At 48.4% G+C, this 25,958-nt stretch carries 33 protein-coding genes; 17 read left to right on the plus strand and 16 right to left on the minus strand.

Annotated elements, in window-relative coordinates:
- From ctaD to B3850_RS06235, 3 genes are read left to right on the plus strand one after another with little or no spacing between them, the layout of a single operon-like run.
- Positions 1–1,587, plus strand: a complete 1,587-nt coding sequence (ctaD, locus tag B3850_RS06225) for a cytochrome c oxidase subunit I (protein WP_058576624.1) — start codon at positions 1–3, stop codon at positions 1,585–1,587.
- 5 nt (positions 1,588–1,592) lie between these two features.
- The gene (locus B3850_RS06230) at positions 1,593–2,162 is read left to right on the plus strand and encodes a cytochrome c oxidase assembly protein (RefSeq protein ID WP_273267155.1); all 570 of its coding nucleotides are present in this window, start codon (positions 1,593–1,595) and stop codon (positions 2,160–2,162) included.
- 11 nt (positions 2,163–2,173) lie between these two features.
- The gene (locus B3850_RS06235) at positions 2,174–3,049 is read left to right on the plus strand and encodes a cytochrome c oxidase subunit 3 (protein WP_273267156.1); all 876 of its coding nucleotides are present in this window, start codon (positions 2,174–2,176) and stop codon (positions 3,047–3,049) included.
- A gap of 14 nt (positions 3,050–3,063) precedes the next feature.
- Here the strand turns inward: B3850_RS06235 and B3850_RS06240 are convergent, their stop codons facing one another.
- A complete protein-coding gene (locus B3850_RS06240) occupies positions 3,064–3,279 on the minus strand; it encodes a DUF2909 domain-containing protein (RefSeq protein WP_058576621.1) in 216 nt (71 codons plus the stop codon).
- Between B3850_RS06240 and B3850_RS06245 the strand changes: the two genes are divergently transcribed.
- The 5 genes from B3850_RS06245 to B3850_RS06265 are packed head-to-tail and all read left to right on the plus strand — an operon-like array spanning position 3,257 to position 7,088.
- Positions 3,257–4,012, plus strand: a complete 756-nt coding sequence (locus B3850_RS06245) for an SURF1 family protein (protein ID WP_286875524.1) — start codon at positions 3,257–3,259, stop codon at positions 4,010–4,012. The two genes, B3850_RS06240 and B3850_RS06245, sit on opposite strands and share 23 nt — an antisense overlap.
- A complete protein-coding gene (locus B3850_RS06250) occupies positions 4,009–4,554 on the plus strand; it encodes a hypothetical protein (RefSeq protein WP_286875522.1) in 546 nt (181 codons plus the stop codon). The genes B3850_RS06245 and B3850_RS06250 overlap by 4 nt, the downstream gene beginning before the upstream one ends.
- Before the next feature lie 12 nt (positions 4,555–4,566).
- Positions 4,567–5,556, plus strand: coding sequence for a COX15/CtaA family protein (locus B3850_RS06255; RefSeq protein WP_286875520.1), 990 nt, complete (start codon positions 4,567–4,569; stop codon positions 5,554–5,556).
- A 12-nt stretch (positions 5,557–5,568) separates the two neighbouring features.
- Positions 5,569–6,465 (plus strand): heme o synthase, encoded by an 897-nt coding sequence (gene cyoE, locus B3850_RS06260; RefSeq protein ID WP_053953189.1) that lies wholly within the window; start codon positions 5,569–5,571, stop codon positions 6,463–6,465.
- 8 nt (positions 6,466–6,473) lie between these two features.
- Positions 6,474–7,088, plus strand: a complete 615-nt coding sequence (locus tag B3850_RS06265) for an SCO family protein (RefSeq protein ID WP_286875517.1) — start codon at positions 6,474–6,476, stop codon at positions 7,086–7,088.
- Between the two features lie 13 nt (positions 7,089–7,101).
- Here the strand turns inward: B3850_RS06265 and B3850_RS06270 are convergent, their stop codons facing one another.
- Positions 7,102–8,184 (minus strand): polysaccharide deacetylase family protein, encoded by a 1,083-nt coding sequence (locus B3850_RS06270; RefSeq protein ID WP_286875515.1) that lies wholly within the window; start codon positions 8,182–8,184, stop codon positions 7,102–7,104.
- A gap of 60 nt (positions 8,185–8,244) precedes the next feature.
- On the opposite strand from B3850_RS06270, the gene B3850_RS06275 reads away from it, so the two are divergent.
- Positions 8,245–9,576, plus strand: a complete 1,332-nt coding sequence (locus tag B3850_RS06275) for an MATE family efflux transporter (RefSeq protein WP_286911544.1) — start codon at positions 8,245–8,247, stop codon at positions 9,574–9,576.
- Here the strand turns inward: B3850_RS06275 and nfuA are convergent.
- On the minus strand, positions 9,539–10,117 hold the full coding sequence (gene nfuA / locus B3850_RS06280) for a Fe-S biogenesis protein NfuA (protein ID WP_058576615.1): 579 nt from the start codon (positions 10,115–10,117) through the stop codon (positions 9,539–9,541). The genes B3850_RS06275 and nfuA overlap by 38 nt on opposite strands.
- A gap of 72 nt (positions 10,118–10,189) precedes the next feature.
- Positions 10,190–10,873 (minus strand): ComF family protein, encoded by a 684-nt coding sequence (locus tag B3850_RS06285; RefSeq protein WP_058576614.1) that lies wholly within the window; start codon positions 10,871–10,873, stop codon positions 10,190–10,192.
- A gap of 41 nt (positions 10,874–10,914) precedes the next feature.
- Here B3850_RS06285 and bioH point away from each other — a divergent pair, with 41 nt between their 5' ends.
- Complete coding sequence (gene bioH / locus B3850_RS06290; protein ID WP_286875509.1) at positions 10,915–11,682, plus strand: pimeloyl-ACP methyl ester esterase BioH; 768 nt, start codon at positions 10,915–10,917, stop codon at positions 11,680–11,682.
- On the opposite strand, the gene mutM is transcribed toward bioH, so the two are convergent.
- Together mutM and B3850_RS06300 are read right to left on the minus strand one after the other, a co-directional pair.
- Positions 11,679–12,491, minus strand: coding sequence for a bifunctional DNA-formamidopyrimidine glycosylase/DNA-(apurinic or apyrimidinic site) lyase (gene mutM / locus B3850_RS06295; protein WP_286875508.1), 813 nt, complete (start codon positions 12,489–12,491; stop codon positions 11,679–11,681). The two genes, bioH and mutM, sit on opposite strands and share 4 nt — an antisense overlap.
- Before the next feature lie 3 nt (positions 12,492–12,494).
- Entirely contained in the window at positions 12,495–12,989 is a 495-nt protein-coding gene (locus B3850_RS06300; protein WP_286911546.1) for a hypothetical protein, read from the minus strand.
- A 93-nt stretch (positions 12,990–13,082) separates the two neighbouring features.
- Between B3850_RS06300 and B3850_RS06305 the strand changes: the two genes are divergently transcribed.
- Positions 13,083–13,700, plus strand: a complete 618-nt coding sequence (locus tag B3850_RS06305) for a 2OG-Fe(II) oxygenase (RefSeq protein WP_286875506.1) — start codon at positions 13,083–13,085, stop codon at positions 13,698–13,700.
- A gap of 65 nt (positions 13,701–13,765) precedes the next feature.
- On the opposite strand, the gene rpmG is transcribed toward B3850_RS06305, so the two are convergent.
- The 3 genes from rpmG to radC form a co-directional block, all read right to left on the minus strand.
- A complete protein-coding gene (gene rpmG / locus B3850_RS06310; protein WP_008489399.1) occupies positions 13,766–13,921 on the minus strand; it encodes a 50S ribosomal protein L33 in 156 nt (51 codons plus the stop codon).
- Positions 13,922–13,933: 12 nt separating this feature from the next.
- Positions 13,934–14,170 carry a 50S ribosomal protein L28 gene (rpmB, locus tag B3850_RS06315; RefSeq protein WP_053953199.1) on the minus strand — a complete coding sequence of 79 codons (237 nt, stop codon included), beginning with the start codon at positions 14,168–14,170 and terminating at the stop codon, positions 13,934–13,936.
- Between the two features lie 181 nt (positions 14,171–14,351).
- Positions 14,352–15,026 (minus strand): RadC family protein, encoded by a 675-nt coding sequence (radC, locus tag B3850_RS06320; protein WP_126752251.1) that lies wholly within the window; start codon positions 15,024–15,026, stop codon positions 14,352–14,354.
- 100 nt (positions 15,027–15,126) lie between these two features.
- On the opposite strand from radC, the gene coaBC reads away from it, so the two are divergent.
- The 3 genes from coaBC to slmA are packed head-to-tail and all read left to right on the plus strand — an operon-like array spanning position 15,127 to position 17,451.
- Entirely contained in the window at positions 15,127–16,365 is a 1,239-nt protein-coding gene (gene coaBC / locus B3850_RS06325) for a bifunctional phosphopantothenoylcysteine decarboxylase/phosphopantothenate--cysteine ligase CoaBC (protein WP_286911547.1), read from the plus strand.
- Between the two features lie 11 nt (positions 16,366–16,376).
- Complete coding sequence (gene dut, locus B3850_RS06330; protein ID WP_053953202.1) at positions 16,377–16,832, plus strand: dUTP diphosphatase; 456 nt, start codon at positions 16,377–16,379, stop codon at positions 16,830–16,832.
- 28 nt (positions 16,833–16,860) lie between these two features.
- Complete coding sequence (slmA, locus tag B3850_RS06335) at positions 16,861–17,451, plus strand: nucleoid occlusion factor SlmA (RefSeq protein ID WP_286873563.1); 591 nt, start codon at positions 16,861–16,863, stop codon at positions 17,449–17,451.
- A gap of 36 nt (positions 17,452–17,487) precedes the next feature.
- Here the strand turns inward: slmA and gpsA are convergent, their stop codons facing one another.
- From gpsA to B3850_RS06350, 3 genes are read right to left on the minus strand one after another with little or no spacing between them, the layout of a single operon-like run.
- A complete protein-coding gene (gene gpsA / locus B3850_RS06340; protein ID WP_053953204.1) occupies positions 17,488–18,489 on the minus strand; it encodes an NAD(P)H-dependent glycerol-3-phosphate dehydrogenase in 1,002 nt (333 codons plus the stop codon).
- Positions 18,490–18,501: 12 nt separating this feature from the next.
- Positions 18,502–19,005 (minus strand): protein-export chaperone SecB, encoded by a 504-nt coding sequence (gene secB / locus B3850_RS06345; RefSeq protein WP_053953205.1) that lies wholly within the window; start codon positions 19,003–19,005, stop codon positions 18,502–18,504.
- 42 nt (positions 19,006–19,047) lie between these two features.
- Positions 19,048–19,476 (minus strand): rhodanese-like domain-containing protein, encoded by a 429-nt coding sequence (locus B3850_RS06350; RefSeq protein ID WP_053953206.1) that lies wholly within the window; start codon positions 19,474–19,476, stop codon positions 19,048–19,050.
- Positions 19,477–19,640: 164 nt separating this feature from the next.
- On the opposite strand from B3850_RS06350, the gene gpmI reads away from it, so the two are divergent.
- Genes gpmI through B3850_RS06365 form a run of 3 tightly spaced genes read left to right on the plus strand, consistent with a single transcriptional unit; the run spans position 19,641 to position 23,076 of the window.
- Positions 19,641–21,176 (plus strand): 2,3-bisphosphoglycerate-independent phosphoglycerate mutase, encoded by a 1,536-nt coding sequence (gene gpmI, locus B3850_RS06355; RefSeq protein ID WP_286873565.1) that lies wholly within the window; start codon positions 19,641–19,643, stop codon positions 21,174–21,176.
- Complete coding sequence (locus B3850_RS06360) at positions 21,173–22,321, plus strand: murein hydrolase activator EnvC family protein (RefSeq protein ID WP_286873567.1); 1,149 nt, start codon at positions 21,173–21,175, stop codon at positions 22,319–22,321. The genes gpmI and B3850_RS06360 overlap by 4 nt, the downstream gene beginning before the upstream one ends.
- Positions 22,321–23,076 carry a divergent polysaccharide deacetylase family protein gene (locus B3850_RS06365; protein ID WP_053953209.1) on the plus strand — a complete coding sequence of 252 codons (756 nt, stop codon included), beginning with the start codon at positions 22,321–22,323 and terminating at the stop codon, positions 23,074–23,076. Before B3850_RS06360 ends, B3850_RS06365 begins: the two co-directional genes overlap by 1 nt.
- Here the strand turns inward: B3850_RS06365 and B3850_RS06370 are convergent.
- The 4 genes from B3850_RS06370 to ftsE form a co-directional block, all read right to left on the minus strand.
- A complete protein-coding gene (locus B3850_RS06370; protein ID WP_074668899.1) occupies positions 23,033–23,290 on the minus strand; it encodes a YkgJ family cysteine cluster protein in 258 nt (85 codons plus the stop codon). The genes B3850_RS06365 and B3850_RS06370 overlap by 44 nt on opposite strands.
- Complete coding sequence (rpoH, locus tag B3850_RS06375) at positions 23,291–24,151, minus strand: RNA polymerase sigma factor RpoH (RefSeq protein WP_286873575.1); 861 nt, start codon at positions 24,149–24,151, stop codon at positions 23,291–23,293. It lies immediately after the preceding gene.
- 143 nt (positions 24,152–24,294) lie between these two features.
- On the minus strand, positions 24,295–25,284 hold the full coding sequence (gene ftsX / locus B3850_RS06380) for a permease-like cell division protein FtsX (protein WP_286873578.1): 990 nt from the start codon (positions 25,282–25,284) through the stop codon (positions 24,295–24,297).
- Complete coding sequence (ftsE, locus tag B3850_RS06385; RefSeq protein WP_053953212.1) at positions 25,281–25,958, minus strand: cell division ATP-binding protein FtsE; 678 nt, start codon at positions 25,956–25,958, stop codon at positions 25,281–25,283. Before ftsE ends, ftsX begins: the two co-directional genes overlap by 4 nt.

The raw sequence follows: 25,958 nt of genomic DNA on the forward strand, positions 1-25,958 counted from the left end.
ATGAGCACAGCAGTCGAAGCAAACCATCACGACGCACACCACGATCATAAGCCGTCTGGTATTGGTCGCTGGCTATTTACAACCAACCATAAAGACATTGGTTCAATGTATTTATGGTTCAGTTTTATTATGTTTTTAACCGGCGGTGCCATGGCTATGGTTATCCGCGCGGAACTTTTCCAGCCGGGTCTGCAACTGGTTGATCCGCATTTCTTTAACCAAATGACCACGGTGCACGGCCTTATTATGGTCTTTGGTGCTGTTATGCCTGCCTTTACCGGCTTGGCTAACTGGATGATTCCAATGATGATTGGGGCGCCGGACATGGCATTGCCTCGTATGAATAACTGGAGCTTCTGGATTCTTCCATTTGCTTTCATTATTCTGCTGGGCTCTTTGTTCATGGAAGGTGGCGGTCCTGCCTTCGGTTGGACATTCTACGCGCCGCTTTCAACCACTTACAGTTCAGACTCTACTGCTCTGTTCGTGTTCTCGGTTCACATTATGGGTATTTCATCCATTATGGGTGCTATTAACGTCATTGTGACCATAATGAACATGCGCGCGCCTGGCATGAACTACATGAAAATGCCGCTGTTTGTCTGGACTTGGTTAATTACCGCATTCCTGCTAATTGCAGTTATGCCAGTATTGGCAGGGGCAGTCACCATGGTATTGACCGATAAATACTTTGGTACCAGCTTCTTCGATGCCGCAGGCGGTGGTGACCCGGTTATGTTCCAGCATATTTTCTGGTTCTTCGGGCATCCTGAAGTCTACATCATGATTCTACCGTCCTTTGGTATTATCTCGGCAATTATTCCCGCGTTTACGCGAAAACGGCTGTTTGGCTACTCGTCGATGGTGTATGCAACCGCCGCCATTGCGTTACTGTCATTCCTGGTGTGGGCTCACCACATGTTTACCACCGGTATGCCGGTCTTCGCAGAGCTGTTCTTTATGTACTGCACCATGCTCATAGCGGTGCCAACCGGGGTGAAAGTCTTTAACTGGGTTGCCACTATGTGGAAAGGCTCGATGACATTCGAGACGCCTATGTTATTTGCGCTGGCCTTTGTCATTCTGTTCACCATTGGTGGGTTCTCTGGGCTTATGTTGGCAATTACACCGGTCGACTTCCAGTACCACGATACTTACTTTGTGGTTGCACACTTCCACTATGTATTAGTATCCGGTGCCATTTTCTCGATTATGGCGGCGGCTTATTACTGGCTACCCAAATGGACAGGCCACATGTACGACTCGACATTGGCGAAAACCCACTTCTGGGCGTCAGTCATTTCAGTGAACGTACTGTTCTTCCCAATGCACTTTGCGGGACTGGCCGGTATGCCACGTCGTATTCCTGACTACGCGACTCAGTTTGCGGATGTGAACCAAATTACCAGTATTGGTGGTTTTGCTTTCGGTCTGTCACAACTGATTTTCTTGTGGGTTGTTATCAAATGTGTGAAAGGCGGCGAAAAAGCAGAAGCTAAGCCGTGGGAAGGCGCGGAAGGTCTGGAGTGGACTGTTCCATCTCCGGCTCCGTATCACACCTTTGAAAAACCACCGAAAGTGGATTAAGGCTTATGTCTGAAGAACGTCCGAATAACAGCATTCTGGTTAAGCGACTGTTACTGACAGTCGCTGGAATGTTTGCGTTTGGGTTCGCACTGGTGCCGTTGTACGACGTGTTCTGTGAAGTCACGGGTTTCAACGGCCGTACCAGCAATGAAGCTGCGACTTATGAAATGGTCGAGGTGGACGAGTCACGAACCATTCGGGTTCAGTTTTTGACTCGTAACGCCCAGGGCATTCCGTGGAAGTTCGAACCTTCGATAAAAGAAGTTCGTATTCACCCGGGGGAGACCAAAGTCGTTAACTTTTTAGCGGCGAACCCGACCGCGTCCGATATGGTTGCACAGGCTATTCCTTCGGTAGCACCCGCTGAAGCGTCGTTGTACTTAAACAAAGTCGAGTGCTTTTGTTTTAACCAACAGCCGCTAGCGGCCGGTTCTGACACCGAAATGCCCATGCAGTTTTATGTCGACCCGGACATTCCGGACCATATTACAACCTTTACCCTGTCATACACGCTGTACGATATGACAGCCAATACGTCCGCTGAGCAAATGTCTCAGTTATTAAAAACAGAATAAGGAAAGACGTTATGGCAGAACAACAAAGTTATTATGTTCCTGCTTCCAGCCCTTGGCCGATAGTCGGCGCTGTCGGCCTGGGACTTATTGCGTGGGGCGCAGGCCACACCGTTATTGATATGTCGAAAGAACAAGACGGCTACGGCAGCACCGTACTTATTGCCGGGCTTGTTGTCATGGCGGTTATGCTTTTTGGCTGGTTCCGCGACCAAATTCACGAGTCGATGAAAGGTTTGTACAGCGACCAGTTAGGCGTTTCTTACAAGCAAGGCATGAGCTGGTTTATTTTCTCAGAGGTTATGTTCTTCGCCGCCTTCTTTGGTGCCTTATTCTATGCGCGTGTCATTGCGGTTCAATGGTTGGGCGGAGACAGTAACAATGCCATGACCAACGAAGTGCTCTGGCCCGAGTTTGTCGCGCATTGGCCGCTAGTGAATACGCCGGGTGGTACAGAAACACAGGCAATGGGTTGGTACGGCTTGCCGGCTATCAACACCATCATTCTGTTAATTAGCTCGGTTACCTGTCACTTTGCGCACACAGGCCTTGAGCAAGGTAAACGCAAACAGCTGACCGCCATGCTGGGTGTGACCATTATTCTTGGTCTAATCTTCCTGTACCTGCAAGGTGCGGAATATGTACACGCATACAAAGACCTTGGACTCACCCTGGACTCAGGCATTTACGGTAATACCTTCTATATGCTTACCGGCTTCCACGGTCTGCACGTGACCTTAGGTACCGTCATGCTCATTATTATGTTCCTGCGGGTCCTGAAAGGCCACTTCACGCCGGATAATCACTTCGCATTCCAGGCCACCAGCTGGTACTGGCACTTTGTTGATGTGGTTTGGTTATGTTTATTCGTGGTGGTTTACGTACTGTAAGAAAAGCGCCCCGTTTAATAGGGGCGTGGATTTAACGGCAAAAAGCCGCCGTAAGTGGCCGCTATTAATGCAATTAAAATAATAGCGGCTATTCCCACTCGTTTTCCCAAATAATGAGACATCGGTGGTTTGTTGGGATCGTTACGCAGCATCGAAAATAATGCGCGAAACAAATTCACCACCATATACACGAGCAGTAGAACAATAATGACCTTAAAAACGACCAACATAAAAATTCCCCCTGTTGCAACAATCATTACTTTGCTGGCAATTGGGGTGTTGGTCAAGCTTGGCTTTTGGCAGTTAGACAGAGCTGAGGAAAAACAGCTGTTGTTTGCCGACTACGAGTCTCAACAAACTAATGAAGCTCGGCCTTTAAGCTCTATCAAAGACTTAAACGCAGATAAGCACCGGTTTACTTATGTGTCAGTCATCGGCGAATTTCAGCCGGCACCGGTGTTATTACTGGATAATCAAATTCAGGACGGAACCGTTGGCTACAATGTGCTGGGCTTTTTTCAACCAGACTCGTCCGAACTGCCAACACAACTGGTTAATCTGGGCTGGATACCAGCTCCCACGTTACGCAGCGATATTCCCGAGGTCGAATTACCTAAAGGCAGGTTAACACTCACCGCCTATCTGTATTTCCCGAGTCAAAACGAGCTAACCCAGAATTCCTTCGAATACGCCACAAATAATGATTCCGTTCGTATTCAGGAAGCGGCACCAAATGCACTTTCTCAGGAGTTCAACCTGATCCCCCGCTCTCACCTGCTACTGCTTGAAACGCCAAAAAATATCGGCTGGCAACGAGACTGGGAACCACAAGTCATGAAACCAGAAAAGCACTATGGATATGCGACACAATGGTTCTCTCTTGCGGTCGCATGTTTGGTGATTTTCGTAATTGCTGTTATAAAACTTAACAAACAATCAAAAAAAGAAGAGGAGACCCAATGAGCTCCCCAAATCGCTCAAGAAAAGCTATTTTAACGGTGTTTGCGTTATTCCTATTACCAGTCATAGCTGCCTGGGTTATTTTATCGCAGAACTGGTATGAAGCAGGCACCAACAAAGGCACTTTACTACAGCCGCCTGTTACGCTGAGTTCAGAAGTCGATACACTGCCGGAAGGCTGGAAGCTGGGCTATATACCTCCCGAAAACTGCGACCAGACCTGCAAAAATGCTCTCTACGTAATGAATCAAGTTGATGTCGCCATTGGCAAGGATACCGATCGCTTAACGCCGGTCACCTTTCACGACAACAATGACAAGCTCTCAGATTATGAGCGTGATGCGCCGCAAATAACTCCAATAACAGCACCGGCTATCATTCGAGAGCTTCACAATTTACCCGCCAATACGCTGTTCATCATCGACCCTATGCACAACGTTATGCTGTACTACCCAACACATAGCGACAAAGAAGCGATGATTAAAGAAGGTAAAAACGTACTGGCTGACCTTCGCAAGCTACTTAAGCTAAGTCGAATTGGATAAGGAGCTTAGCTAATGAGAACTTTGGTTAAAATTAGCGTATTTTTTGCCTTTGTTGTTATTGTTCTGGGCGCTTTTACCCGCCTGACCGAGGCGGGTCTCGGTTGCCCGGACTGGCCCGGATGTTACGGATTTTTGAAAGTGCCTTCGCAGGAAGAGCATATTGTGCAGGCGGAGCTTCGTTTCCCGGACGCCCCGGTTGAACAGGACAAAGCCTGGAATGAGATGATTCACCGATATTTCGCAGGCACACTTGGCATTCTCATTTTGGTGATTGCCGTTGCTTCCTGGATAAGAAGCCGCAAACCCAGTCACTACCCACCACCAGTGAAGTTGCCGACGTTGCTGCTAGGCCTGGTCATTTTCCAGGCCGCATTGGGTATGTGGACGGTGACTATGAACTTACAGCCGCTGATAGTCATGGGCCATTTGCTGGGAGGGTTCTCGGTCATATCACTGCTTTACCTGCTGTCACTGAGGCTGTCCGACTTCAGATTAGCTGGCGGTGACCCCGAACTTCGACGATACCGGGGCCTGGCACTTTTTGCGATGCTGGTCGTTATTGGACAAATAGCTCTGGGCGGTTGGGTCGCAGCCAACTACGCCGCTGTTGCCTGTACCGAGCTGCCATTTTGTGAGGGCGACTGGACGTCAAACTTAGACTTTGCCGGCGCGTTTAGTATTCCGGAAGCCGACACCTACCAGTTTGGTGCTCACGACTATGATGACCGCATGACCATGCATGTTATTCACCGTATAGGCGCTATTGTGACCTTCTTAGTGTTGTGCACGTTACTGTTTAAATGTTGGCGTAAAACGAAGTCTCAATTTTTCCGCAGTAAGCTATCTGTTATAGGCTTGTTATTAGTTTTGCAAATTGCGCTGGGTATTAGTAACGTAGTCTTTCAATTGCCGCTTTGGAATGCGGTAGCTCACAATGCCGTTGGGGCATTATTGCTGCTGTCTTTGGTCGGGTTGAATTACAATCTGTCCAGAAAAGCGTAAGGAGTCGTAGTTATGCAATCCGTTGCCACAAAACAAATAACAAAAACGCGCAACGCACATTGGCGAGACTACCTTGAGTTAACCAAACCTCGTGTCGTCGCGTTATTGCTGCTCACTGCCGTTGTTGGCATGTGCCTGGCCACTGAGCAGCTTGTTTCTCTGTCGGTATTAGTGCCTGCCTTAACCGGTATCGGCTTAATGTCTGCTGCTGCCGCAGCGGTTAACCACTTGGTTGATCGCCACATAGACGCCAAAATGGCTCGAACGCTTCGTCGTCCGCTGCCTCAGGGGAATTTATCGCCGGCTAAAGTCATCACTTTTGCGACCACTATCGGTGTTATCGGTTTTGTCACCTTGTACGCTTGGGTAAATCCGTTAACTGCTTGGTTAACCTTTGCGTCTATGGTCGGCTACGCCTTTATTTACACCATGTTTTTGAAGCGTGCGACACCGCAGAATATCGTCATTGGTGGCTTGGCAGGAGCCGCACCGCCGCTGTTGGGTTGGACCTCGGTTACCAATGAAATATCGGCCTTCCCTATTCTGTTGGTAATGATTATTTTCACCTGGACACCACCACATTTCTGGGCGCTAGCTGTACATCGTGCCAAAGACTACGCCCGCGCAGAAATTCCTATGCTGCCGGTAACCCATGGTATCGAGTTCACTAAGACCTGTATTTTCCTGTATACCATTTTGCTAGGCGTGGTTTGCCTTATGCCATTCCTTATTGGCATGACCGGTATGATTTACCTGGTGGGTGTTACAGCGCTGAACGCAATATTCCTGGCTTATGCGTGGAAACTGAAATACGCACCGAATAAGAAAACAGCCTTTAACATGTTTGCCTTCTCTATTTGGCACCTGATGCTGCTGTTCGTTATTTTGCTGGTTGATCACTACGTATAGGGTCCTTTATGAGTCGTTTCATTACCGTTATTGTTGCTGTCGTTGCGTTAATTGCCGGCTGGCTGGTGTATAGCAACTTACCGCAGGCGAAACCTGAAGCCCTTATTTACGAGCCGCCTCGCGCATTGAAGCCGTTTACCTTAGCCAGCACTCATGACGGTGATGTTTTAAACGACGCACTAAAAGGTCAGTGGACGTTATTATTCACCGGCTACACGTTCTGTCCGGATATCTGCCCCACAACCATGTCGGACTTAAAACAAGCCCTTCCTGAACTGCAAAAAACCGCAGAAGCGCCTGTTAAGGTATGGATGATTTCAGTCGATCCTCAGCGTGACAATATAGAGCGACTGCAAGAATACGTTGGCTATTTTGGCGAAGACTTTGTCGGTGTGCGTGCTGAGCATAAGGCGCTGTTTCCGTTTGTGCGTGACTTAGGGCTTATGTACTCCATACCGGAGGAAGGTGAAGAAAATTACCTGGTAAATCACAGCGCCGCCATTATTTTGGTGAATCCCAACGGACACCGAAAGGCCATTTTTAATGCCGACCACAAGCGCGGCGAAATACCGGTGGTCGACATGGAGCAGTTAAAGCGCGACTTTGCTATTATTGCTGACTAACGTTTAGATTCTGTTAGTCTGGCCAGCTACCTTGTGCGTCAGGGCGAATAAGCGCTATTGAATACCAATAATAACGTGACTCGGATGCACTCGGCGCCGTGCAGTTAACCCGCGAACGGCCTATCGGTAAGTTGGTCGTTACTTCTACGGTAAATCGCGTGTCACTGTGCCACTCAGGCTCTAACACCTGGCCTCCTGAGAAGCAACGCAACTGGTTCGTACGCACATCCTTTAACGCTTCGCCACCCGTTAAAGTCACTTCCAACGTTGGTTTAAGGTTTTCATAATCCAACAGTGGTTCTTCAGGCTTGTAACTGACCACCGGCATCGCCTTGGATCGCAGCTTTGTCTTTAGGGTGTCTAAGTTGGCGTAAATACCCGATGCCGGGAAGCGAGTAATCGCCGTTTCTTCGCTCCACTTTGACCATGGCCCCGAATGTTGTGCAAATGCCAGAAAGCCCCAGTCATCGAGCAACGTTCTGAGCTCATTGTCGTATTCTCCGTATGGGTACGCGAAATACTTTTGCTGCTCTCCTAAATTTTCGTCGATAGCTTCTTGTGCGCTGACTATATCGTAGCGCATACGCTCCACCCATTGCTCTTTGGTTTCATCGGGCTCACGGCGAATTAAATGAGCATGGGTCTGACCGTGGTTGGCAATACGAGCTCCTCGAGTTTCAATGTCTTTCAGCTCCTCCCAGCCCATATAATGACCTTGGTGCTTAGCCATTAAGTCCGGGTTTACAAAGACGGTATACGGCATTTCATATTGCTCTAGCAAGTCAGCCGCGTTTTCATACACATTTTGGTAGCCGTCATCAAACGTAATAACGACCGCTTTTTCAGGTAACTCACCGTTACCCTCAATCGCTTCTTGCGCCTGCTTAATATCAATGACGTTAAAGTTATTGTCTTTTAAGTAGTTCAGGTGCTCTTTAAACGTGTCAGGATCAATAGAGGTAACCGCCGGCGTACTGTCACTCACGTGGTGGTACTGCAAAACAACCACACTGTCGTTTGCGGCGAGGCTGTCAGAGGAGCAGCCCAGACTTAACACAGCGCAACTGCCCGCCAGTAATTTGTTCAACACCTTCATAGTCACTCCTGATACAGTATAAGTATTTGAATTAATACTTTAAAAAGTCACGAAAAGTTTATGCGAACGTTTTTGGGGTTTCCAACCGTTGACCACAGGCATGTGTTTGCCATTGCACTGCCTATGATTGTCTCCAATATCGCCGCGCCGCTTCTCGGCTTGGTTGATACTGCCATCATAGGGCATCTGCCAGACGCTATCTACTTATCGGCCGTTGCCGTCGGTGCCATGGTCGTCAGCTTTATTTATTTGCTGGCTGTGTTCCTGCGTATGGCGACCACGGGCTATATAGCGCAGTCGTACGGGGCTGAAGACTTGAGTGCACAGCGCCAGCATTTCAACAATGGTGTCATTATTGCAGTCATTCTGGGTTTGGTGATTGCCTTTGCCAGCCCCTGGATTAACGACGCCGCCATGTGGGTTGTCGCACCTTCGGCTGAATTAGAACCCTACGCTCGCGAGTACATTCGTATTCGTTTATGGTCAGCCCCTGCCGCCCTTATGACGTTGGTAGCTTTAGGTGTGCTACTGGGCCGCCAAAATAGCCGCAAAGCCATGTTGTTGGTTATTATCACCAACGCCGTTAACGTCGTTATGGACATAGTGCTGATTATCGGCCTCGACCTCAACGTGAAAGGGGCGGCCTGGGCGTCGCTGATAGCTGAGTGGGTTACCGCGCTTATTGGCTTCTACTGGACAGCCCGGGCGCTGCAATGGTCACTGCCGCATTTCGTTGTTAGCGGGCAGGCACTAAGGCGCTTTCTTGGTGTTAACGGTAACATCTTTGTTCGGAGTTTGGTTTTACAGCTGTGTATGGCGACTATGACTGGTTACGCAACTCGTTACGGCAGTACATTGGTAGCGGTTAACGCGGTTCTCATGCAGTTTTTAATGCTGATATCTTTGGGGTTAGATGGTATTGCTTATGCGGTCGAGGCGCTAGCCGGAGCTGCAAAAGGCCAGAAAAAGCCCGATAAAATTCGCTACTGGTGCAAAATAACCCTGCTTTGGTCGTCATTATTTGCCGTCAGTTACACCTTAGTGTTTGCCATTGCCGGTGAGCAAATCGTTCGTTTAATTACAGACATTCCTGAAGTCGTGAATACCGCCATGAACTATCTTCCATGGATAATTCTTATGCCGATTATCGCGCACTGGAGTTATTGGTTTGACGGGGTATTTATTGGATTATCGATGAGCAAAGGGATGCGCAATACCATGCTGCTATCCGCTTTAATCGGCTTTATGCCGTTGTGGTGGTTAGGATTGCCGCTGGAGAACCACGGTTTGTGGTTGGCTCTCAGCGGCTTTTTATTCATGCGTGGTGTTACCCAGGCTATTTGGTTATGGCGAACTAGTAGTAAGAGTGCTCACCGTGCTCATGTTCGGTAACATCGCGTACACCGGTAATTTCATCCGGGAAGCGCTCCAGCAACTCTTTCTCAATACCATTTTTAAGTGTCACGTCTATCATGCTGCAACCATTACAACCGCCGCCGAATTGAAGTATCGCGACACCGTCATCGGTAATCTCAGTGACCATAACCTGACCACCGTGGTTTGCTAGCTGCGGATTAATTTCCACCTGAATGACATACTCAACACGGTCTACTAACGGCGCGTCGTCAGCTACTTTGCGCGCTTTTGCGTTGGGCGCTTTCAACGTCAATTGAGAGCCTAGTTCCTGCTCTTCAAAGTCAATGGCTGCGTCTTCAAGAAACGGTGCGCTACCCGAGTCGACTACCGCGTCGAAACCGTTAAATGGCAAGCGCTCATCGTCTGGTTCAACTGCGTCTGGTGGACAATAAGAAACACCGCATTCTGCGTTTGGCATACCCGGATTGACCACAAACACACGAATGTTGGTGCCCTCTGGTTGTTCTGCCAATAGCTTTTGAAAATGCGACTGCGCGGCTTCTGAAATACGAATCATAAACTGGTTACCTCACGGCTTATACCTGAGTAAATTACTAGGGTATAGTGTACCTGACATCCCACTCACTTTCTAGTCACCCTGATTATAAGCAATAGCCCATGCGTCAACATATTTTGCCCCTTTTCTATAAAGCGCATCTGCCGCTGCCATTACCGTCGCTCCGGTGGTAATAACGTCATCAAGTACCGCAACTGACTGTCCGTTAAAATCACCCAGGGCCAACTGACTTTTATGGCTGTTATGCCAACGCTCTCGTTTACTGGTTAAATGCTGCATCGGCTTTTTTCGCACGACTCTAAGCGCATTAGATACATACCTAACATTCAATAAGCCAGCGACTTCACGCGCAACAAGCGCTGTTTGATGAAAGCCGCGCTTATGCCAGGAAGCTTCGGTCATGGGCATAGCGACAATAGAGTCCGGCAGCGGCTTGCCCTGATAACACAAGGTGATATGCGCCGCCAGAATTCGGGCGAACACTGAAGACAACTCAGATCGATACTGAAACTTATAAAGTTGCATCAGTTGGCGGGTTTGAGGCTCCCAGCGCAGGCTGGCAAACCAATAGCGACACTGCTGCTCGGTTAATGCATGACTTAAGTCTGCCAAGTGCTGACAACAAGCTGGATACCAGCGAGGTAACGCCAGCTCACAGTAGCCGCAAAAGCCGCTATTGCCAGCTTGGTTCGTACCACAACTCCAACACTTGCCGCGACCAAACTGGTTGGCGATATCTCTTAAAAACGCTAGCATAAGCGCAGTTAACCGTTTGCTATTAACGTTGAGGAAGTATAGTGAGTCTATCTATTCAGTGCCACGGGGCAGGAACGCCTTTAGTTGTAATCCATGGCTGGGGAATGAACTCGAACATATGGCAGCCGGTTATTCCTTCCTTAAGTGATAAGCACAGGGTGTACTCTGTTGACTTACCGGGCTTTGGTGACTCCTCATGGCCGTTCGAAGAAGCGGTTAATTTAGAGATTTTAGTCGACGCAATAGCGCCTGCATTGCCTGAAAAGTGCCATGTTATGGGCTGGTCACTGGGTGGCTTAGTTGCTACACAGTTTGCCCTGAAGCATCCAAATAGAACGTTGTCGCTGACAACCGTGGCATCTTCCCCACACTTTGTTGAATCGGACAGCTGGCCAGGTATAAAGCCTAATGTTCTTGAGCAGTTTCAGCGCCAGCTCGATTCCGACTTTCGCAAAACCATAGAGCGTTTTTTGGCAATACAGGCAATGGGCAGTAGCGACGCCAAAGCACAAATAAAATTAGTAAGAGAGCTTATTTTTAGTAAGCCAACACCGGGTCAGAAAGTGCTTAAAGAAACATTAAAGCTGCTGCAAGAGTGCGACCTTCGCGAACAGCTCGCCAATATAGAGGTACCTTTTTTACGGCTTTATGGTCGCCTGGACAGCTTAGTGCCGGAGCGCGCCATTACAAACATTGACGCACTGGCACCGCAGTCGACATCATTCACTTTTAATAAAAGTTCACACGCTCCGTTTTTATCAGAGCCAGGCGACTTCTCCCGTATACTCACTGAGTTTACGCAGCGTTAGCGCTGGCAGGTCGTGCAATATACAGTACTGCGTTGACCCAGCCGAATTTCTTTCAGACGCTGACTGCAGACCATGCACAATTTGCCACCACGGCCGTATACCTGAAGCTTTTGTGCAAAGTAGCCCGGCGCGCCGTCTACTTGGGTGAAGTCACGAAGTGTCGTGCCACCCTGCTCTATTGCCTGCGCTAAAGTGTCTTTGATAATAGGCACTAACTTCTCGTAGCGCTGTTTACTGATTTTTCCAGCGGCGCGTTTAGGATTAATACCGGCTTTAAACAGAGCTTCGTTCGCGTAGATATTACCGACGCCAACCACCACCCGGTTATCCATAATAAAGGTCTTTACCGGCTGCGTGCGCTTGCGTGACTGCTCGAACAAGTAGTCCGCATGAAACGCATCTGTTAAAGGCTCAGGCCCTAAGTGTTTCAATAAATCATGAACGTCAGGCTGCTCTTTGGTAAATAGCAAGGCACCAAAGCGACGCGGATCGTTCAAGCGCAAACTCTGCCCGTCGTCGAACTCAATACTGATGTGGTCATGCTTGTAGAAAGGCGTTTCAACAGGTACCACACGTAATTTTCCGGACATACCTAAATGCAGAATTAAGGTGCCGGCATGGGTCTCCAATAGCAAATACTTCGCTCGCCTTTTAACGTTTAACAGCGTTTGCCCTTCAACTTCTTTCACTGTCGCAGGTACAGGCCAACGCAAACGGCTATCACGGACATTAACGTGATGTATTTGGTGACCTTCTATGTGCGGCGATATGCCTAACCGACTGACTTCAACTTCTGGTAATTCAGGCATGTACTAACGTCCTAATAACTGACTTACGTGTAAATTCTCAATTTTAAAATTCTGCTGCTGATTTGGTAACCGTAGAATTAAATACGGCGACGCATACAACTCTACCCGGGCGGTATTACCGTCATTAAACGACAGTAAAACATCGGTAATTTTATCGGTAGCCTGCACATCAACCGGTGTCATTTTTATCGACAACCAGTTATTGACCACTCCACTGATTTGCTGGTTAGTTAGCCTACATTCGTTCGCACACTGCCATTCGCCGTTTGCCAATTGTAGAGTTAAATCCGGCATTTCTATGGCGGACAAAGAGCCGTTGTCAGGAATCAACCCCATTTGCTCCGCAGACTCAGGCGCTGCTTCATTCGTTTCTTTCAATGGCGGCGCTACGTACCAGAACACAAACATAATAATTAGAATGACGTACACCAGAACATTGTTCCAGGCACGTTTTGTCATTGTCACGCCAAAGAGTTTGCGTTTCTCATTTACCTTCATAAAAGGGCACCTAAGTGTGTTATTTTTTGCTTGTCGCTGTGTTAAGAATACCCTATATTTCGCGCGACAAAAAATGAATATGGCCTTACTACTATGCTGCTAACTACTATCATCGACCGTGTTGCCGACAACGGATACTGCATTGTCGATAATTTCCAGCCAAAGCAGCAATCACAAGCTTTGTATGACTACTCTCAGCAACTGCCCGCACAATACTGGAATATGGCTGGCATAGGCCGACAGCAGTCGCAAACCATAAACACTATGGTTCGTAACGACCGTATTTACTGGCTAACCCCGGATCAGCCTGAACACGCTGACTATCTCGCTATTATGGAAGAGCTGCGTGTTGAATTTAACCGGTCGCTGTTTATGGGTTTGTTCGATTACGAATGCCACCTGGCGCACTACCCAAACGGCGCGTTTTATAAAAAACACTTAGACGCTTTTAAAGGGCGCAGTAACCGAGTGCTAACCACGGTATTTTATTTAAACCCGGAATGGCGGGAAGAAGATGGCGGACAACTGGTGATATACGGCGCAAAAGGCGAAGTGCTGGAGACTGTATTACCCCAACAAGGCCGCTTAGTCGTGTTTTTAAGTGACCGATTTGTGCATGAAGTACTGCCATCAAAACGTGACCGATTCAGTGTCACCGGCTGGTTCCGTATTAATGCCAGTGTTTCCGGTATTATTGACCCACCGCGCTAAATAGCTGAGTAACAGGCAATAAAAAACCCAGCCAGAGCTGGGTTTTTTGTAAGCGATAAAACCAATTACTTGATTTTAGCTTCTTTGAAAATCACGTGTTTACGAACCACTGGGTCGTACTTTTTGATTTCCATTTTTTCTGGCATGGTGCGTTTATTTTTGTCTGTCGTGTAGAAGTAACCAGTACCCGCAGACGACACCAAACGAATCTTATCGCGCATAATATCTTTTCCTTACACCTTGATACCACGGCCGCGGAGATCCGCTAATACCGAGTCGATACCGTTTTTATCGATGATACGCATACCTTTAGTAGAAATGCGCAGCTTAACCCAACGCTTCTCGCTTTCTACCCAAAAGCGGTGCGATTGAAGGTTCGGCAAAAAGCGACGTTTAGTCGCATTGCGTGCGTGCGAGCGGTTGTTACCGACTACCGGACGCTTACCTGTAACTTGGCATACTTGTGACATGTCTTTACTCCAAAATTGCTGCAAGCTCGCCTGTCGCCCAACGTGACCTTGCCTATAAATCCGAGGGCGCATTTTATACAGCAAACTGCCCTTCTAATCAAGCTAATACGACGGAAATATGATCCTTAACGATCGTTCGGGCGGATTTTACGTGATTTTTCACCAAACTGCCAGTATAAAACTACAACAATCCACGTTCAGCGAACGAAATGGGTGCACCTGCCCCAATAACGAAATGATCGAGCAAAGAAACATCAATTAAGTTCAGGGCTTTTTTCACCCGTTCGGTCACTCGTTGGTCCGCCTGACTTGGCTCTGCCACGCCCGACGGGTGATTATGCGCTAAAATAACCGCCGCTGCATTGTGCTTCATAACCAGCTTAATTACTTCCCGAGGGTACACCGGCGCCGCGTTAATAGTCCCCTGAAATAATTCTTCGTAGTGCAACAGGCGGTGCTGGCTGTCGAGCAATAGCAAGACAAACAGTTCCCGACTTTGGTGTCTGAGCTTCGCCGTCAAGAAATCTTTGACCAGGCTGGGTTCTGTAAAGCCGTCGGTGCGCTCCAGTTGCCATTTTAAATACCGCCGGGACAACTCCATAACGACCTGCAATTGATTCACCCGCGCGGGTCCGATACCATCACATTCAAGCAGCTGCTCCCGACTGGCAACAAGTAACGGTCCGATGCCATTAAAATGGTGCAGCAACTTGCGCGCAAAAGTCACTACATCCTGCCCTTGTCGGCCACTGCCCAGTAATACCGCTAGTAATTCTGCGTCACTGAGAAACTGCGCTCCCTGTAACTGCAATTTTTCACGCGGACGCTCAGCAACTGGCCACTCCTTGACACTCATTATTCTCTCCTTCGTTTGAACAGCGGATAAGTATAACGAGCATCTACCGTGTTTCTGGGTCTCGTGTTATCTTTACATGAGTTAACACAGAGGGGTTCGCATGACACAACTGCAGAACAAAAACATTCTTTTGGGTATTACCGGCGGCATTGCAGCCTATAAAACACCTGACCTGGTGCGCCGATTGCGTGAACAAGGTGCAGTCGTGCGCTGTGTCATGACCGAGAGTGCCAAATCCTTTGTAACCCCACTTAGCTTACAAGCTGTGTCTGGTTTTACGGTCAGCGATGACTTGCTTGATCCCACAGCAGAAGCCGCTATGGGCCATATTGAACTGGCACGATGGGCCGACCTTATTCTTATAGCCCCGGCCACGGCGAATACTCTGGCCCGCATTACCCACGGTTTTGCCGACGACCTGCTCAGTACGCTGGTGTTAGCCAGTAAAGCACCTGTTTGCGTTGCACCAGCAATGAACCAACAAATGTGGGCGGCCGCCGCAGTGCAAAATAATGTATCCATTTTACGCGAGCGCGGTATTGCCTTTATCGGCCCTGAAAGCGGTGAACAAGCCTGTGGCGATATTGGCTATGGCCGCATGACCGACCCCACCGATATTGTTAAGGCATTGCTCAACGAAAAGTTGCCGGAAAACACGTCAACAGTTTCTGAAACCTGGCAGGGTAAAACCTTTGTCATTACCGCAGGCCCAACGCGCGAAGCTATCGACCCCGTGCGTTATATCAGTAACCACAGCTCAGGGAAAATGGGCTACGCGTTAGCTCAGGCAGCTGCGAATGCCGGGGCAAAGGTTGTATTGGTGTCCGGACCCACCCAGCTTGCCACACCGAAAGGCGTGCAACGTATTGATGTTGAAACCGCTGAGCAAATGCTGACAGCAGTACAACAACAGCTTACAGACTGCGATGTTTTTATAGGCTGCGCCGCGGTCTCCGACTATCGCGTAGAAGACATCGCCGAACACAAAATTAAGAAAGAACAAAACAGTGAACCACCCAAACTGTCACTGGTGCAAAACCCTGATATTTTAAAAACGGTGGCACAGTCTGCCAACGCCCCTTTTACCGTGGGCTTTGCTGCCGAAACCCAGAACTTAAAAGAAAATGCCTTAAGCAAATTACAGCGTAAGCAACTGCAAATGATCATCGCCAATGACGTCAGTGAGCCTCATCAGGGGTTCAATAGTGACCAGAACAGTGCGTTGATATTAAGCAAGGACAGTGAGCAGTCACTTCCAACCATGAGCAAGCATGATATGGCTGTTGCCATTATCGATGCTATTGCAAAGCGCTATTTTGATACATCCAACAGGAGCTAAGTGAACAACTCATGACGCAAGTGGACGTTAAAATTCTCGACGAACGTATCGGTCAGTCTATCCCTCTTCCTAAATATGAAACCAGCGGCTCTGCCGGCATGGATTTGCGTGCTTGTTTAGACGAGCCACTGACCATAGAACCGGGCGAAACCCAACTCATTGGCACCGGCATTGCTATGTACATTGGTGACCCGGGCTATGCCGCTACTATTCTGCCGCGCTCAGGCCTCGGTCATAAACATGGTTTGGTCTTGGGTAACCTGGTGGGTCTTATCGATTCTGACTATCAGGGTGAGCTGAAAGTATCCTGCTGGAACCGCAGCAATAAGGCATACACCATGGAACCGGGCGACCGCATTGCCCAGTTGGTGATTCTGCCAGTGGTACAAGCCAGCATGAACATTGTCGACGAATTCGAAGAATCAGACCGTGGCGAAGGTGGTTTCGGTCACTCTGGTCGTTCTTAACTGTCCATACATAAGGAAATAACCACTCATGGCAGAACAAAAACGCAACCGTCGCGAAGAAATACTTCAGGCTTTGGCCGCAATGCTGGAAACCAGCCCGGGTCAGCGTATTACCACCGCTAAGTTGGCGGCTAACCTCGGCGTTTCCGAAGCCGCTTTGTATCGTCACTTCCCTTCTAAGGCGCGAATGTTTGAAGGCCTTATTGAGTTTGTGGAAGACACCCTGCTGACGCGTATAAACCTCATTATGAATGAAGAAAAAAATACGCTGTCTCGTTGCTACATGATTTTACAGCTACTGCTGACTTTCGCTGAACGCAACCCGGGCATTACCCGAGTTATGACGGGCGACGCACTCATGGGTGAACATGACCGCCTGCGCAGTCGCATGGAAGGCTTGTTTAATCGTATTGAAAGCTCAATTAAGCAGGTTCTGCGTGAAAAAGCGATGCGGGAACAGCAGAAGTTTATTGTCGATGAGGCCGTTCTGGCAAATATGCTGCTAAGTTATGCCGACGGTAAAATCAGTCAGTTTGTTCGCTCTAACTTTAAACGCTTACCTACTGAGCACCTGGCCGCGCAATGGCAGGTCATGGAACAGCAATTAGCAGGTGCTTAAGCGAACCTAGCTAATGCAACCGGGAGCGTAAAACGGTTATTCCGTTTTACGCTCCCGGCTCAACAAATCGATAGCCGCTTGCTGCGGTTCTTTACCTTCATAAAGGACCGCATAAATTTGCTCCGCGATGGGCATTTCCACACCGTTTCTGGACGCCAGTGCAACCACTTCTTTGGTGTTACGATACCCTTCTACAGACTGACCAATATCCTTTAACGCTTGCTCAACCGACTTACCTTCACCCAAAGCCAAACCAAAACGGCGATTGCGCGACTGGTTGTCAGTACAGGTTAAGATGAGATCACCAAGGCCTGCCATACCGGTAAAGGTGTCGCTTTTTGCCCCTAGCTTCAGACCCAGTCGAGTTAACTCAGCTAAACCGCGGGTAATTAGGGCGGTACGTGCATTCGCGCCAAAGCCTATGCCGTCGGCCATACCGGCGCCAATAGCTATCACGTTTTTTACCACCCCGCCTAACTGAACACCAATAAAGTCATTGTTGGTGTAAACACGGAAGGAGCGGTCGCAATGCAGCATGTCAGACAGTTCATCGACAAAGGTTTGGTCGGTCGATGACATAGAGATAGCGGTAGGTAGACCTTTCGCCATTTCAATAGCAAACGTGGGCCCTGACAATACCGCCAGCGGATGCTTGTCAGCCAGAATCTCTTCGGCAACTTCATACAGAAGTCGGCCTGTATCGGGCTCCAGCCCTTTGGTTGCCCAGGCAACGCGGGCATTCTCTTTCAGCAAAGGCTTCGCCTGCTTTAACATGCTGGAAAATGAATGACTGGGCACCACAACGACCACGTTGTCGACGTCTTTCAGCGCGAGCTCAAGGTCATCGGTTACTTGCAGAGACTCAGGAAATGGACAGCCGGGTAAATACGCGGCGTTTTCTCTAGCCGACGTCATTAACGCAACTTTCTCAGAGTCCCGTCCCCACAACATTGTCGGGATGCCTTTTCGCGCAAAACAAATAGCAAGGGCGGTCCCGTAAGAGCCCGCCCCTAATATCGTCACCTGTGGTGTTTGCATTATAGCGTTCGCTTAGGCGTCAGCAGTCTGTTGACCCTGAGCTTGCTCTGCTTGCTGCTGCATGTGACGTGCAAAGATAGCGTCAAAGTTAACTGGTGCTAAGTTCAACTGAGGGAAAGTTGCACGGTTTACCAAGCTCGCTACACACTCACGTGCATAAGGGAACAAGATGTTCGGGCAGAAAGAACCCAGCATGTGTGCCAGTTGACCTTCCTGAACTTCTTCACCAATTGAGAAGATACCTGCTTGATGCACTTCACAAAGGAAAGCGACGTCGTCTTCAACTTTGTTTGTTGCTGTTAACGTCAATACCACTTCGTAAACGCCGTCTTCGATTTTCTCGTGCTTAACGTTTAAGTCCAGTTTAAGGTCTGGCTTCCACTCTTTGCGGAATACGCTAGGAGAATTTGGCGTTTCAAAAGAAATGTCTTTTGCATAGATACGCTGGATAGCAAATTGTGCTTGTTGCTGTTGGTTTTCGGCTGCTGCGCCGTTTGCTTGCTGTTCTTCAGCCATGATTTTACTTCCTATTCACTATGAGTTTTCAATTCGTTGTTATTATTTCTGCGAAACTGGCAGTTTTTCATTACGCCAGGTGTTCATGCCACCTTGTAATACCGCCACTTGCTTAAAGCCCTCAGCGGTTAACTGAGATGCGGCTGCTTTTGCCGTCATTCCTGTTGCACAGACTAACACAATGGGGGCGTCTTTGAACTTTTCAATAGACGTTAAGCTTTTTTGCTTAATTTTGTCCATGCTTAAGTGCTTTGAGCCGTGAATGTGGCCTTTTTTGAATTCATCCTGGTTACGAATGTCAACAAAAATGCCATCGCCACGGTTAACCCAAACCGTTGCCTCTTGCGGCTGTAGGCTCTTAATAGGTGACATTGCAGAACGCACATAAGTAATAATAAGCGCAACCAATAACACCACCCACAGGCCACTCATCATGGGGTTTCGGCTAATGAAATCTAACAGTTCTTGCATATAAGCTACCACTACCAGAGGGTTTCAGAAAAATCTCGCGGGCAAAGAGTATACCTGTACAAATTTCAGTTGCCAGTAAAATCTTGAATGGATGCGGATGCGCCAGAAATAAAGTAGAATAATTCTCAACAATGCATTGCAAAAGCTAAACGAAGAGGCCCTTTATGAGTCGTACGATTAAACCTTTGGTTCTATTGATTCTTGACGGTTGGGGATACCGAGAAGACGCACCGGACAATGCCATTTCAAATGCTCAAACACCTGTGATGGACCGGCTTTGGGAGCAATATCCACATTGCTTAGTCGATGGCTCGGGCGGCGCAGTGGGACTTCCTGACGGACAAATGGGCAACTCAGAAGTCGGTCACGTTAATTTAGGTGCAGGCCGTATCGTCTATCAGGATTTTACGCGCATTAGTCAGGCAATTTCTGATCGCAGTTTCTTTAAAAACCCAGTGCTTTGCAATGCATTGGCAAAAGCGAAAGATGCATCCGGCGCTGTGCATATTATGGGGCTGCTGTCACCAGGTGGCGTACACAGTCACGAAGATCATTTGATTGCAATGGTTGAAATGGCAGTCGAACAAGGCGCTAGCGACGTTTATGTGCATGCATTTTTAGACGGTCGCGACACGCCACCGAAGTCAGCCAAAACAACAATTGAGCGATTTGAGGCCCTATTCGCCCGTTTAGGGAAAGGCCGTTTTGCAACGCTTAGTGGCCGGTTTTACGCAATGGACAGAGACAAGCGCTGGGAGCGTATTGAAGAATCTTACAAAGCGATTTATCACGGCGTATCCGGCGTCACCAGTCCGAATGCAACCGATGCGTTAGAAGACGCTTACGAGCGCGGTGAAACTGACGAGTTTGTGAAGCCTGTCATTATTGGTGCACCTGCGCCCGTGAAAGACGGCGACGCTATTTTCTTTATGAACTTCCGTGCTGACCGCGCTCGCGAAATGACCCAAGCCTTTATTAACGAAGAGTTTGACGGCTTCGAACGCGGACCTCGTGCAAAGACCTCAGACTTTGTCATGCTGACCGAATATGCAGATACCCTGAAAACCTCCTGTGCATTCCCGCCTGAGCAACTCAATAACGTACTGGGCGAATGGTTGGAAAAACATGGCAAAACCCAGTTGCGTATTTCAGAAACTGAAAAATACGCACACGTGACCTTCTTCTTTAGTGGTGGTCGCGAAGAAGAGTTTGAAGGTGAAAAGCGTGTCTTAATTCCGTCGCCTAAGGTCAAAACCTACGACTTACAGCCAGAAATGAACTCTGAGCAACTAACCGATGAATTGGTAGGCGCCATTGAGTCGCAAGCCTTTGATGTCATCATTTGTAACTACCCGAACGGTGATATGGTAGGGCATACCGGCGACTTCGATGCGGCAGTAAAAGCCTGTGAAGCAGTTGATCACAGCGTTGGTCGTGTTGTTTCAGCACTGGAAGCGGTTGGTGGAGAGTGTTTGATTACCGCAGACCACGGCAATGCGGAACAAATGAGTGACGCTGAAACTGGTCAGGCGCATACTGCGCACACCAATGAGCTGGTTCCTTTCATTTATGTGGGCCGAGACGCACAGGCACGCGATGGCCGCTTGTCAGATGTGGCACCAACCATTCTTCACTTAATGGGTATGGAGCAGCCTGACGAAATGACCGGGCAAACCTTAATGACGCTGAAACAGTCATGATAAAAACCTTTGCTTTAATTCTGGCACTCGCCTGGCTCAGCTTTTCTGGCCAGGCGTTTACACAGTCTTATAGTGAAGAAGACAAAGCTGCTACGCAGGCCGAAATTGAAGCGTTAAATGCGGAGTTAAATAAACATCTGCAAGCCATTGAGAGCCGTGACGAAGAACTGTCTGATATTGAAAGCGAGTTGCGTCGGTTAGAGCTGAAAACCGCTGAAATTGCGGGTGCCATTCAAAAGACCTCAACAGAGCTTCGTGGTATTAATTCAGAAATTGAAAAAGCACAACAAGAACTGGAACGCTTACAGGCAGAGCAGCAAAAACAACTCGCCCTGCTTGAAGAGCAAATTGTTTCTGCCTACGTTAATGGCGATAACGACTTCCTGAAAATGCTGCTTAACCAGGGCAGTCCCGCAAAGCTAGAGCGGTTACTCACTTATTATCAGTACATGAATGACGCGCGCGTCGAAGAAATTGAGCAAATCAAGCAGACTCAAGCCGATATTGAACAATTAACAGCAGAACTGACGGATAAAAAAGCTGACGTTGTCTCACTTCGTGAACAGCAGGCAGAGCAACAGCAACAGCTGGAGAGTCAGCAACGAGAACAGGAAGAAACATTAGCAAAACTGCAAGCCGAGCAGCGTAGTGACAAAGCTAAAATAAAACAGCTGGAGCAAAGTCGCGCGCAGTTAGAACAAGTTCTGGCCGCTATTGAGGCGGCTCTTAAGCGTCAGGGCGATGTTCGCTTAGTCGGTTTAAAGCCCATCAAGTCACAGTTAAAATGGCCCAGTGACGGCACAGTCCGTCGCGTTTTTGGCCAGCGCCGCGAAGGCCCGGTTGAATGGAAAGGCGTATTGATAGAAGGCAATAACGGACAGGAAGTACGCTCTATTGCCGATGGCCGCATTGTTTATGCGGACTGGTTGCGCGGTTTTGGTTTAGTCATTGTAGTCGACCATGGTGAAAACTACATGAGCTTATACGGACATAACCAGGCATTGCTTAGAACCGTTGGTGAGAAAGTCAAAAAAGACGAAGAGATAGCACTTATGGGTCAATCCGGCTCTCGCGACAAAGCGTCTCTGTACTTTGAAATTCGTCATCAGGGCAAACCGCAGAACCCAAGTCACTGGATACGTTAATGAAACTCTTTCATGTAATAATCGCACTGGCACTTCTGACTTGCAGCAGCGCACAGGCCGCAAAAATTGCCATTGTCATTGACGATATCGGGAATCACCGAAGTCACCTGGATGCAGCGTTGCTGCCGGGTAAGGTGTCCTTTGCCGTACTACCTTATACGCCTTACGCCCGTTCATTTGCGCTGCGGGCGCACCATCAGCAAAAACAAATTTTACTGCACATGCCAATGGAAGCGGTCGACAACATCTGGTCCGGGCCGGGTGAAATTACCTCAACTATGAGCGCACAACAGATAAAACTGCAATTAACCGATGCCCTGGAGTCTATTCCGTACGTTGCAGGTGTAAATAACCACATGGGCAGCAAGCTAACGCAGTTACCCGTACCTATGCACGCAGTAATGGAAACCCTGTCCTCTCGACAGCTGTTCTTCCTGGACAGCCGCACCTCAGAGTTTAGTGTGGCAGAAGACACCGCCAAATCGGTCGGTGTTAAGTCGAGTCGACGCCATGTATTTCTTGATAACGAAACCGACAAAGCTTATCTCGCCCAACAATTCAAAACTTTGTTACGGCATGCTAGGAAGCACGGCTCTGCCGTTGGTATTGGGCATCCTTACCCAGAAACGTTAGATTTCCTCAAGCAGCATTTACCTCAGTTAGAGGAGCAAGGCATAGAGTTAGTCTTTGCGTCCGAGCTTACTGTTGCACCTAATCGTTCGATGTCGCTTCTTCCAGTGACGTCAGCAAAATAAGCGCTTCTTCGCGGGTATCTTTGCAAATATCGTAGTCCGCCGTAAAAGCTTCACAGACATCTGGACGCTCTGGTTTGCCAAATAGCCGGCACAAATTATTGTCATCGAGTTGAACACAACGAACCCCGGCAGGTTTGCCATTTGGCATACCGGGGATAGGAGAACTAATGGAAGGAGCTATGCAGCAAGCGCCGCAGCCAACGCGGCACTGCATTTAGCTCATAGCGACGCGAAGTTTCTTCATGGCGTTCTGCTCTAACTGGCGAACACGCTCGGCAGAGACTTCATACTTCGCGGCAAGGTCATGTAATGTGGTTTTATCTTCAGACAGCCAGCGTGACTGCACAATGTCCTGACTACGTTCGTCAAGCTCACTCATTGCTGTCAGCAGTTTCTGTTGATTATGAGACTCGTAGTCTTCGGCCTCAACTTCAGCGGCCAAGTCCGAGCGCTTATCTTCCAGGTACATGGCAGGAGAATAAGTGCTGCCTTCTTTTGAGTCATCGTCATCTGAGCTTAGCTCGAAAGCCTGGTCATGGGCGCTCATACGCGCTTCCATTTCCAGCACTTCTTTGGTGCTGACGCCTAACTCTTCAGCAACAGTTTCAACTTCTTTCTGGCTGAACCAACCTAAACGCTTTTTCATTTTGCGCAGGTTAAAGAATAATTTGCGCTGAGCTTTGGTGGTCGCAACTTTTACAACACGCCAGTTACGCAGTACATATTCATGAATTTCTGCTTTAATCCAGTGAACGGCAAAAGAAACCAGACGAACACCGACAGACGGGTTGAAACGCTTCACGGCTTTCATTAAGCCAATGTTACCTTCCTGAATTAAGTCGGCTTGTGGCAGACCGTATCCAGAATAGCTACGGGCGACATGCACCACAAAACGCAGGTGAGACATAATAAGCTCACGCGCTGCATCTAAATCACCTTCTTCATACAGTCGAGTTGCTAAGTCTTTCTCTTTTTCAGCGCTTAGCATAGGAATACGGTTGACTGACTGAATATAACCGTCGAGTCCTCCCCCTTGGGGAACCGATAATGCCATGGTGCTTAATTCAGTGCTCATTTAACAACCTCTAGTAAAAATACCGACAAAATACCGCTTAACCGTCAGTGTCTAAGACCGTTTTTAAGTCTAAAAGTTCCGTTCAGATCATTGGCGATCGGACAAATTAGTATAACTAAGACTATGGCTTTCGCAACTCTAATTTATTCTGGTTCGATACTTTGTATATGACGTCTTACAGCTAAGTAAGAACCTGCCAGACCAAGTCCAATTGCAATAACCCAAATGGCGATTAATTCGCCGAATGTCAGACCGTCTAACTGAAACTGACTATCGTATAAGTTTGTGACGGTTAATACGGCACTTTCAATCCACCAGATCAATAAAAGCGTCACGACCCAGGCGAAAATACCACCTATAAAGCCGTACCAGGCACCGGTATACAAAAATGGACGTTGAATAAACGCATTAGTGGCACCCACCAATTTCATAATGACGATTTCGTCACGCTTCGAGAGTATGTTCAAACGAATGGTGTTACCAACTATCAGAACCACTGATAAACACAGCACTAAGGCTAACGCACCTAAGGTGTCTTCAATTAAGTCGAGTATTGCCTGCAACCGGTTGAGCCATTCAATATCCAGTTTGGCATGCTCTACTTCACGCTTATTCTGGAATTCCAGCAATAACGCCTCGGCCTGCTGAGCGGCTCGGTAGTTTTCGGCCGGTATCACGACCAACACATCGGGCAACGGGTTATTCGACAGATAATCGAGCGTTTCGCCAAAGCCGGACTGCTCTTTAAACTGCTCCAGCCCTTCGTCCTTGGGTACCCAGCGTACCGATTCGACTTTATCAGACAGGCTCGTCTGAGTTTTGAAAGTTTCAATTTCCGAGGTTTTTAGCTCTTTTTTCAAAAACAGCGTAATTTCGGACGCTTGCTGCCAACTGTCAGTAATACTACTGGTGTTTTTGACTAAGACATACAGCGACGACGGCAGCGTTAAGCTTAGACCCAACACGGCCATGGTCATTAACGACGCGAAAGGGTTACGCCACAGCTCACCGAGGCTGGCAACTGCTTGTTGAACATGATGTACCGGCACCATAATAGCGCGCCGCCACCAGGGTAAACGTCCGCGATTACTCGCTCCTTTTTCAACGCTGCGGTTGCGAAATAACAAACTCATAGCTCGTTATCCTCCAAACCGTCGTTTATCATGCGTCCGTCTTTCAATGTCAACGTTCTGTAGCGCAGTCGCGCAATGAGGCCTAAGTCGTGCGTTGCAATAAGCACCGCAACACCCACTTTATTGAATTCCTCAAACAAACGGATAATTTCCATCGACAGCTTAGGGTCGAGGTTACCGGTGGGCTCATCGGCAAGTAGCAATGGCGGTTTCGTGACAATGGCGCGGGCAATTCCAACGCGTTGCTGTTCACCGCCGGACAGCATTTGTGGGTAATGCTTCACTTTGTCGGCTAAGCCAACTTTTTCCAGTGCTGCCAGTACCCGCTTGCGCGCTTCCTGAACGCTGTAGCCTTCAATAATAAGCGGTAAGGCAACATTATCGAAAACCGTTTTATCCATTAGCAGACGATGGTCCTGAAAAATCATGCCAATGTCCCGGCGCACATAAGGCACCTGTGACGGCTTAATTTTTCGTAAGTCATGCCCGTTAATAAGCACGCGACCCGCTGTTGGTCGTTCCATCAAACTAATGAGCTTCAGTAACGTACTTTTCCCCGCCCCCGAGTGACCGGTTAAAAAAGCCATTTCTCCGGGCTTTACGTGGAAGTCGACATGGCTCAGTGCCTGATGACCTCCCGGGTACGTTTTACTGACTTGCTCAAAGCGGATCAT

The sequence above is a fragment of the Idiomarina sp. UBA4520 genome (genome assembly GCF_002388365.1).
Classification (GTDB): Bacteria; Pseudomonadota; Gammaproteobacteria; order Enterobacterales; family Alteromonadaceae; genus Idiomarina; species Idiomarina zobellii.

Excerpts from the sequence above, each read along its gene's own strand:
- nfuA (WP_058576615.1), bottom strand. The coding sequence starts at position 10,117 with ATGATTCGTATTTCAGAAGCCGCGCAGTCGCATTTTCAAAAGCTATTG.
- B3850_RS06230 (WP_273267155.1), top strand. The coding sequence starts at position 1,593 with ATGTCTGAAGAACGTCCGAATAACAGCATTCTGGTTAAGCGACTGTTA.
- B3850_RS06350 (WP_053953206.1), bottom strand. The coding sequence starts at position 19,476 with ATGCAAGAACTGTTAGATTTCATTAGCCGAAACCCCATGATGAGTGGC.
- B3850_RS06255 (WP_286875520.1), top strand. The coding sequence starts at position 4,567 with ATGAGAACTTTGGTTAAAATTAGCGTATTTTTTGCCTTTGTTGTTATT.
- B3850_RS06285 (WP_058576614.1), bottom strand. The coding sequence starts at position 10,873 with ATGCTAGCGTTTTTAAGAGATATCGCCAACCAGTTTGGTCGCGGCAAG.
- gpsA (WP_053953204.1), bottom strand. The coding sequence starts at position 18,489 with ATGCAAACACCACAGGTGACGATATTAGGGGCGGGCTCTTACGGGACC.
- ctaD (WP_058576624.1), top strand. The coding sequence starts at position 1 with ATGAGCACAGCAGTCGAAGCAAACCATCACGACGCACACCACGATCAT.
- B3850_RS06365 (WP_053953209.1), top strand. The coding sequence starts at position 22,321 with ATGAAACTCTTTCATGTAATAATCGCACTGGCACTTCTGACTTGCAGC.
- slmA (WP_286873563.1), top strand. The coding sequence starts at position 16,861 with ATGGCAGAACAAAAACGCAACCGTCGCGAAGAAATACTTCAGGCTTTG.
- B3850_RS06245 (WP_286875524.1), top strand. The coding sequence starts at position 3,257 with ATGACCTTAAAAACGACCAACATAAAAATTCCCCCTGTTGCAACAATC.
- B3850_RS06270 (WP_286875515.1), bottom strand. The coding sequence starts at position 8,184 with ATGAAGGTGTTGAACAAATTACTGGCGGGCAGTTGCGCTGTGTTAAGT.
- mutM (WP_286875508.1), bottom strand. The coding sequence starts at position 12,491 with ATGCCTGAATTACCAGAAGTTGAAGTCAGTCGGTTAGGCATATCGCCG.
- rpmG (WP_008489399.1), bottom strand. The coding sequence starts at position 13,921 with ATGCGCGATAAGATTCGTTTGGTGTCGTCTGCGGGTACTGGTTACTTC.
- B3850_RS06360 (WP_286873567.1), top strand. The coding sequence starts at position 21,173 with ATGATAAAAACCTTTGCTTTAATTCTGGCACTCGCCTGGCTCAGCTTT.
- cyoE (WP_053953189.1), top strand. The coding sequence starts at position 5,569 with ATGCAATCCGTTGCCACAAAACAAATAACAAAAACGCGCAACGCACAT.
- gpmI (WP_286873565.1), top strand. The coding sequence starts at position 19,641 with ATGAGTCGTACGATTAAACCTTTGGTTCTATTGATTCTTGACGGTTGG.
- B3850_RS06300 (WP_286911546.1), bottom strand. The coding sequence starts at position 12,989 with ATGAAGGTAAATGAGAAACGCAAACTCTTTGGCGTGACAATGACAAAA.
- ftsX (WP_286873578.1), bottom strand. The coding sequence starts at position 25,284 with ATGAGTTTGTTATTTCGCAACCGCAGCGTTGAAAAAGGAGCGAGTAAT.
- rpoH (WP_286873575.1), bottom strand. The coding sequence starts at position 24,151 with ATGAGCACTGAATTAAGCACCATGGCATTATCGGTTCCCCAAGGGGGA.
- B3850_RS06305 (WP_286875506.1), top strand. The coding sequence starts at position 13,083 with ATGCTGCTAACTACTATCATCGACCGTGTTGCCGACAACGGATACTGC.
- rpmB (WP_053953199.1), bottom strand. The coding sequence starts at position 14,170 with ATGTCACAAGTATGCCAAGTTACAGGTAAGCGTCCGGTAGTCGGTAAC.
- B3850_RS06250 (WP_286875522.1), top strand. The coding sequence starts at position 4,009 with ATGAGCTCCCCAAATCGCTCAAGAAAAGCTATTTTAACGGTGTTTGCG.
- ftsE (WP_053953212.1), bottom strand. The coding sequence starts at position 25,958 with ATGATCCGCTTTGAGCAAGTCAGTAAAACGTACCCGGGAGGTCATCAG.
- secB (WP_053953205.1), bottom strand. The coding sequence starts at position 19,005 with ATGGCTGAAGAACAGCAAGCAAACGGCGCAGCAGCCGAAAACCAACAG.
- B3850_RS06235 (WP_273267156.1), top strand. The coding sequence starts at position 2,174 with ATGGCAGAACAACAAAGTTATTATGTTCCTGCTTCCAGCCCTTGGCCG.
- B3850_RS06370 (WP_074668899.1), bottom strand. The coding sequence starts at position 23,290 with ATGCAGTGCCGCGTTGGCTGCGGCGCTTGCTGCATAGCTCCTTCCATT.
- B3850_RS06265 (WP_286875517.1), top strand. The coding sequence starts at position 6,474 with ATGAGTCGTTTCATTACCGTTATTGTTGCTGTCGTTGCGTTAATTGCC.
- dut (WP_053953202.1), top strand. The coding sequence starts at position 16,377 with ATGACGCAAGTGGACGTTAAAATTCTCGACGAACGTATCGGTCAGTCT.
- coaBC (WP_286911547.1), top strand. The coding sequence starts at position 15,127 with ATGACACAACTGCAGAACAAAAACATTCTTTTGGGTATTACCGGCGGC.
- radC (WP_126752251.1), bottom strand. The coding sequence starts at position 15,026 with ATGAGTGTCAAGGAGTGGCCAGTTGCTGAGCGTCCGCGTGAAAAATTG.
- B3850_RS06240 (WP_058576621.1), bottom strand. The coding sequence starts at position 3,279 with ATGTTGGTCGTTTTTAAGGTCATTATTGTTCTACTGCTCGTGTATATG.
- B3850_RS06275 (WP_286911544.1), top strand. The coding sequence starts at position 8,245 with ATGCGAACGTTTTTGGGGTTTCCAACCGTTGACCACAGGCATGTGTTT.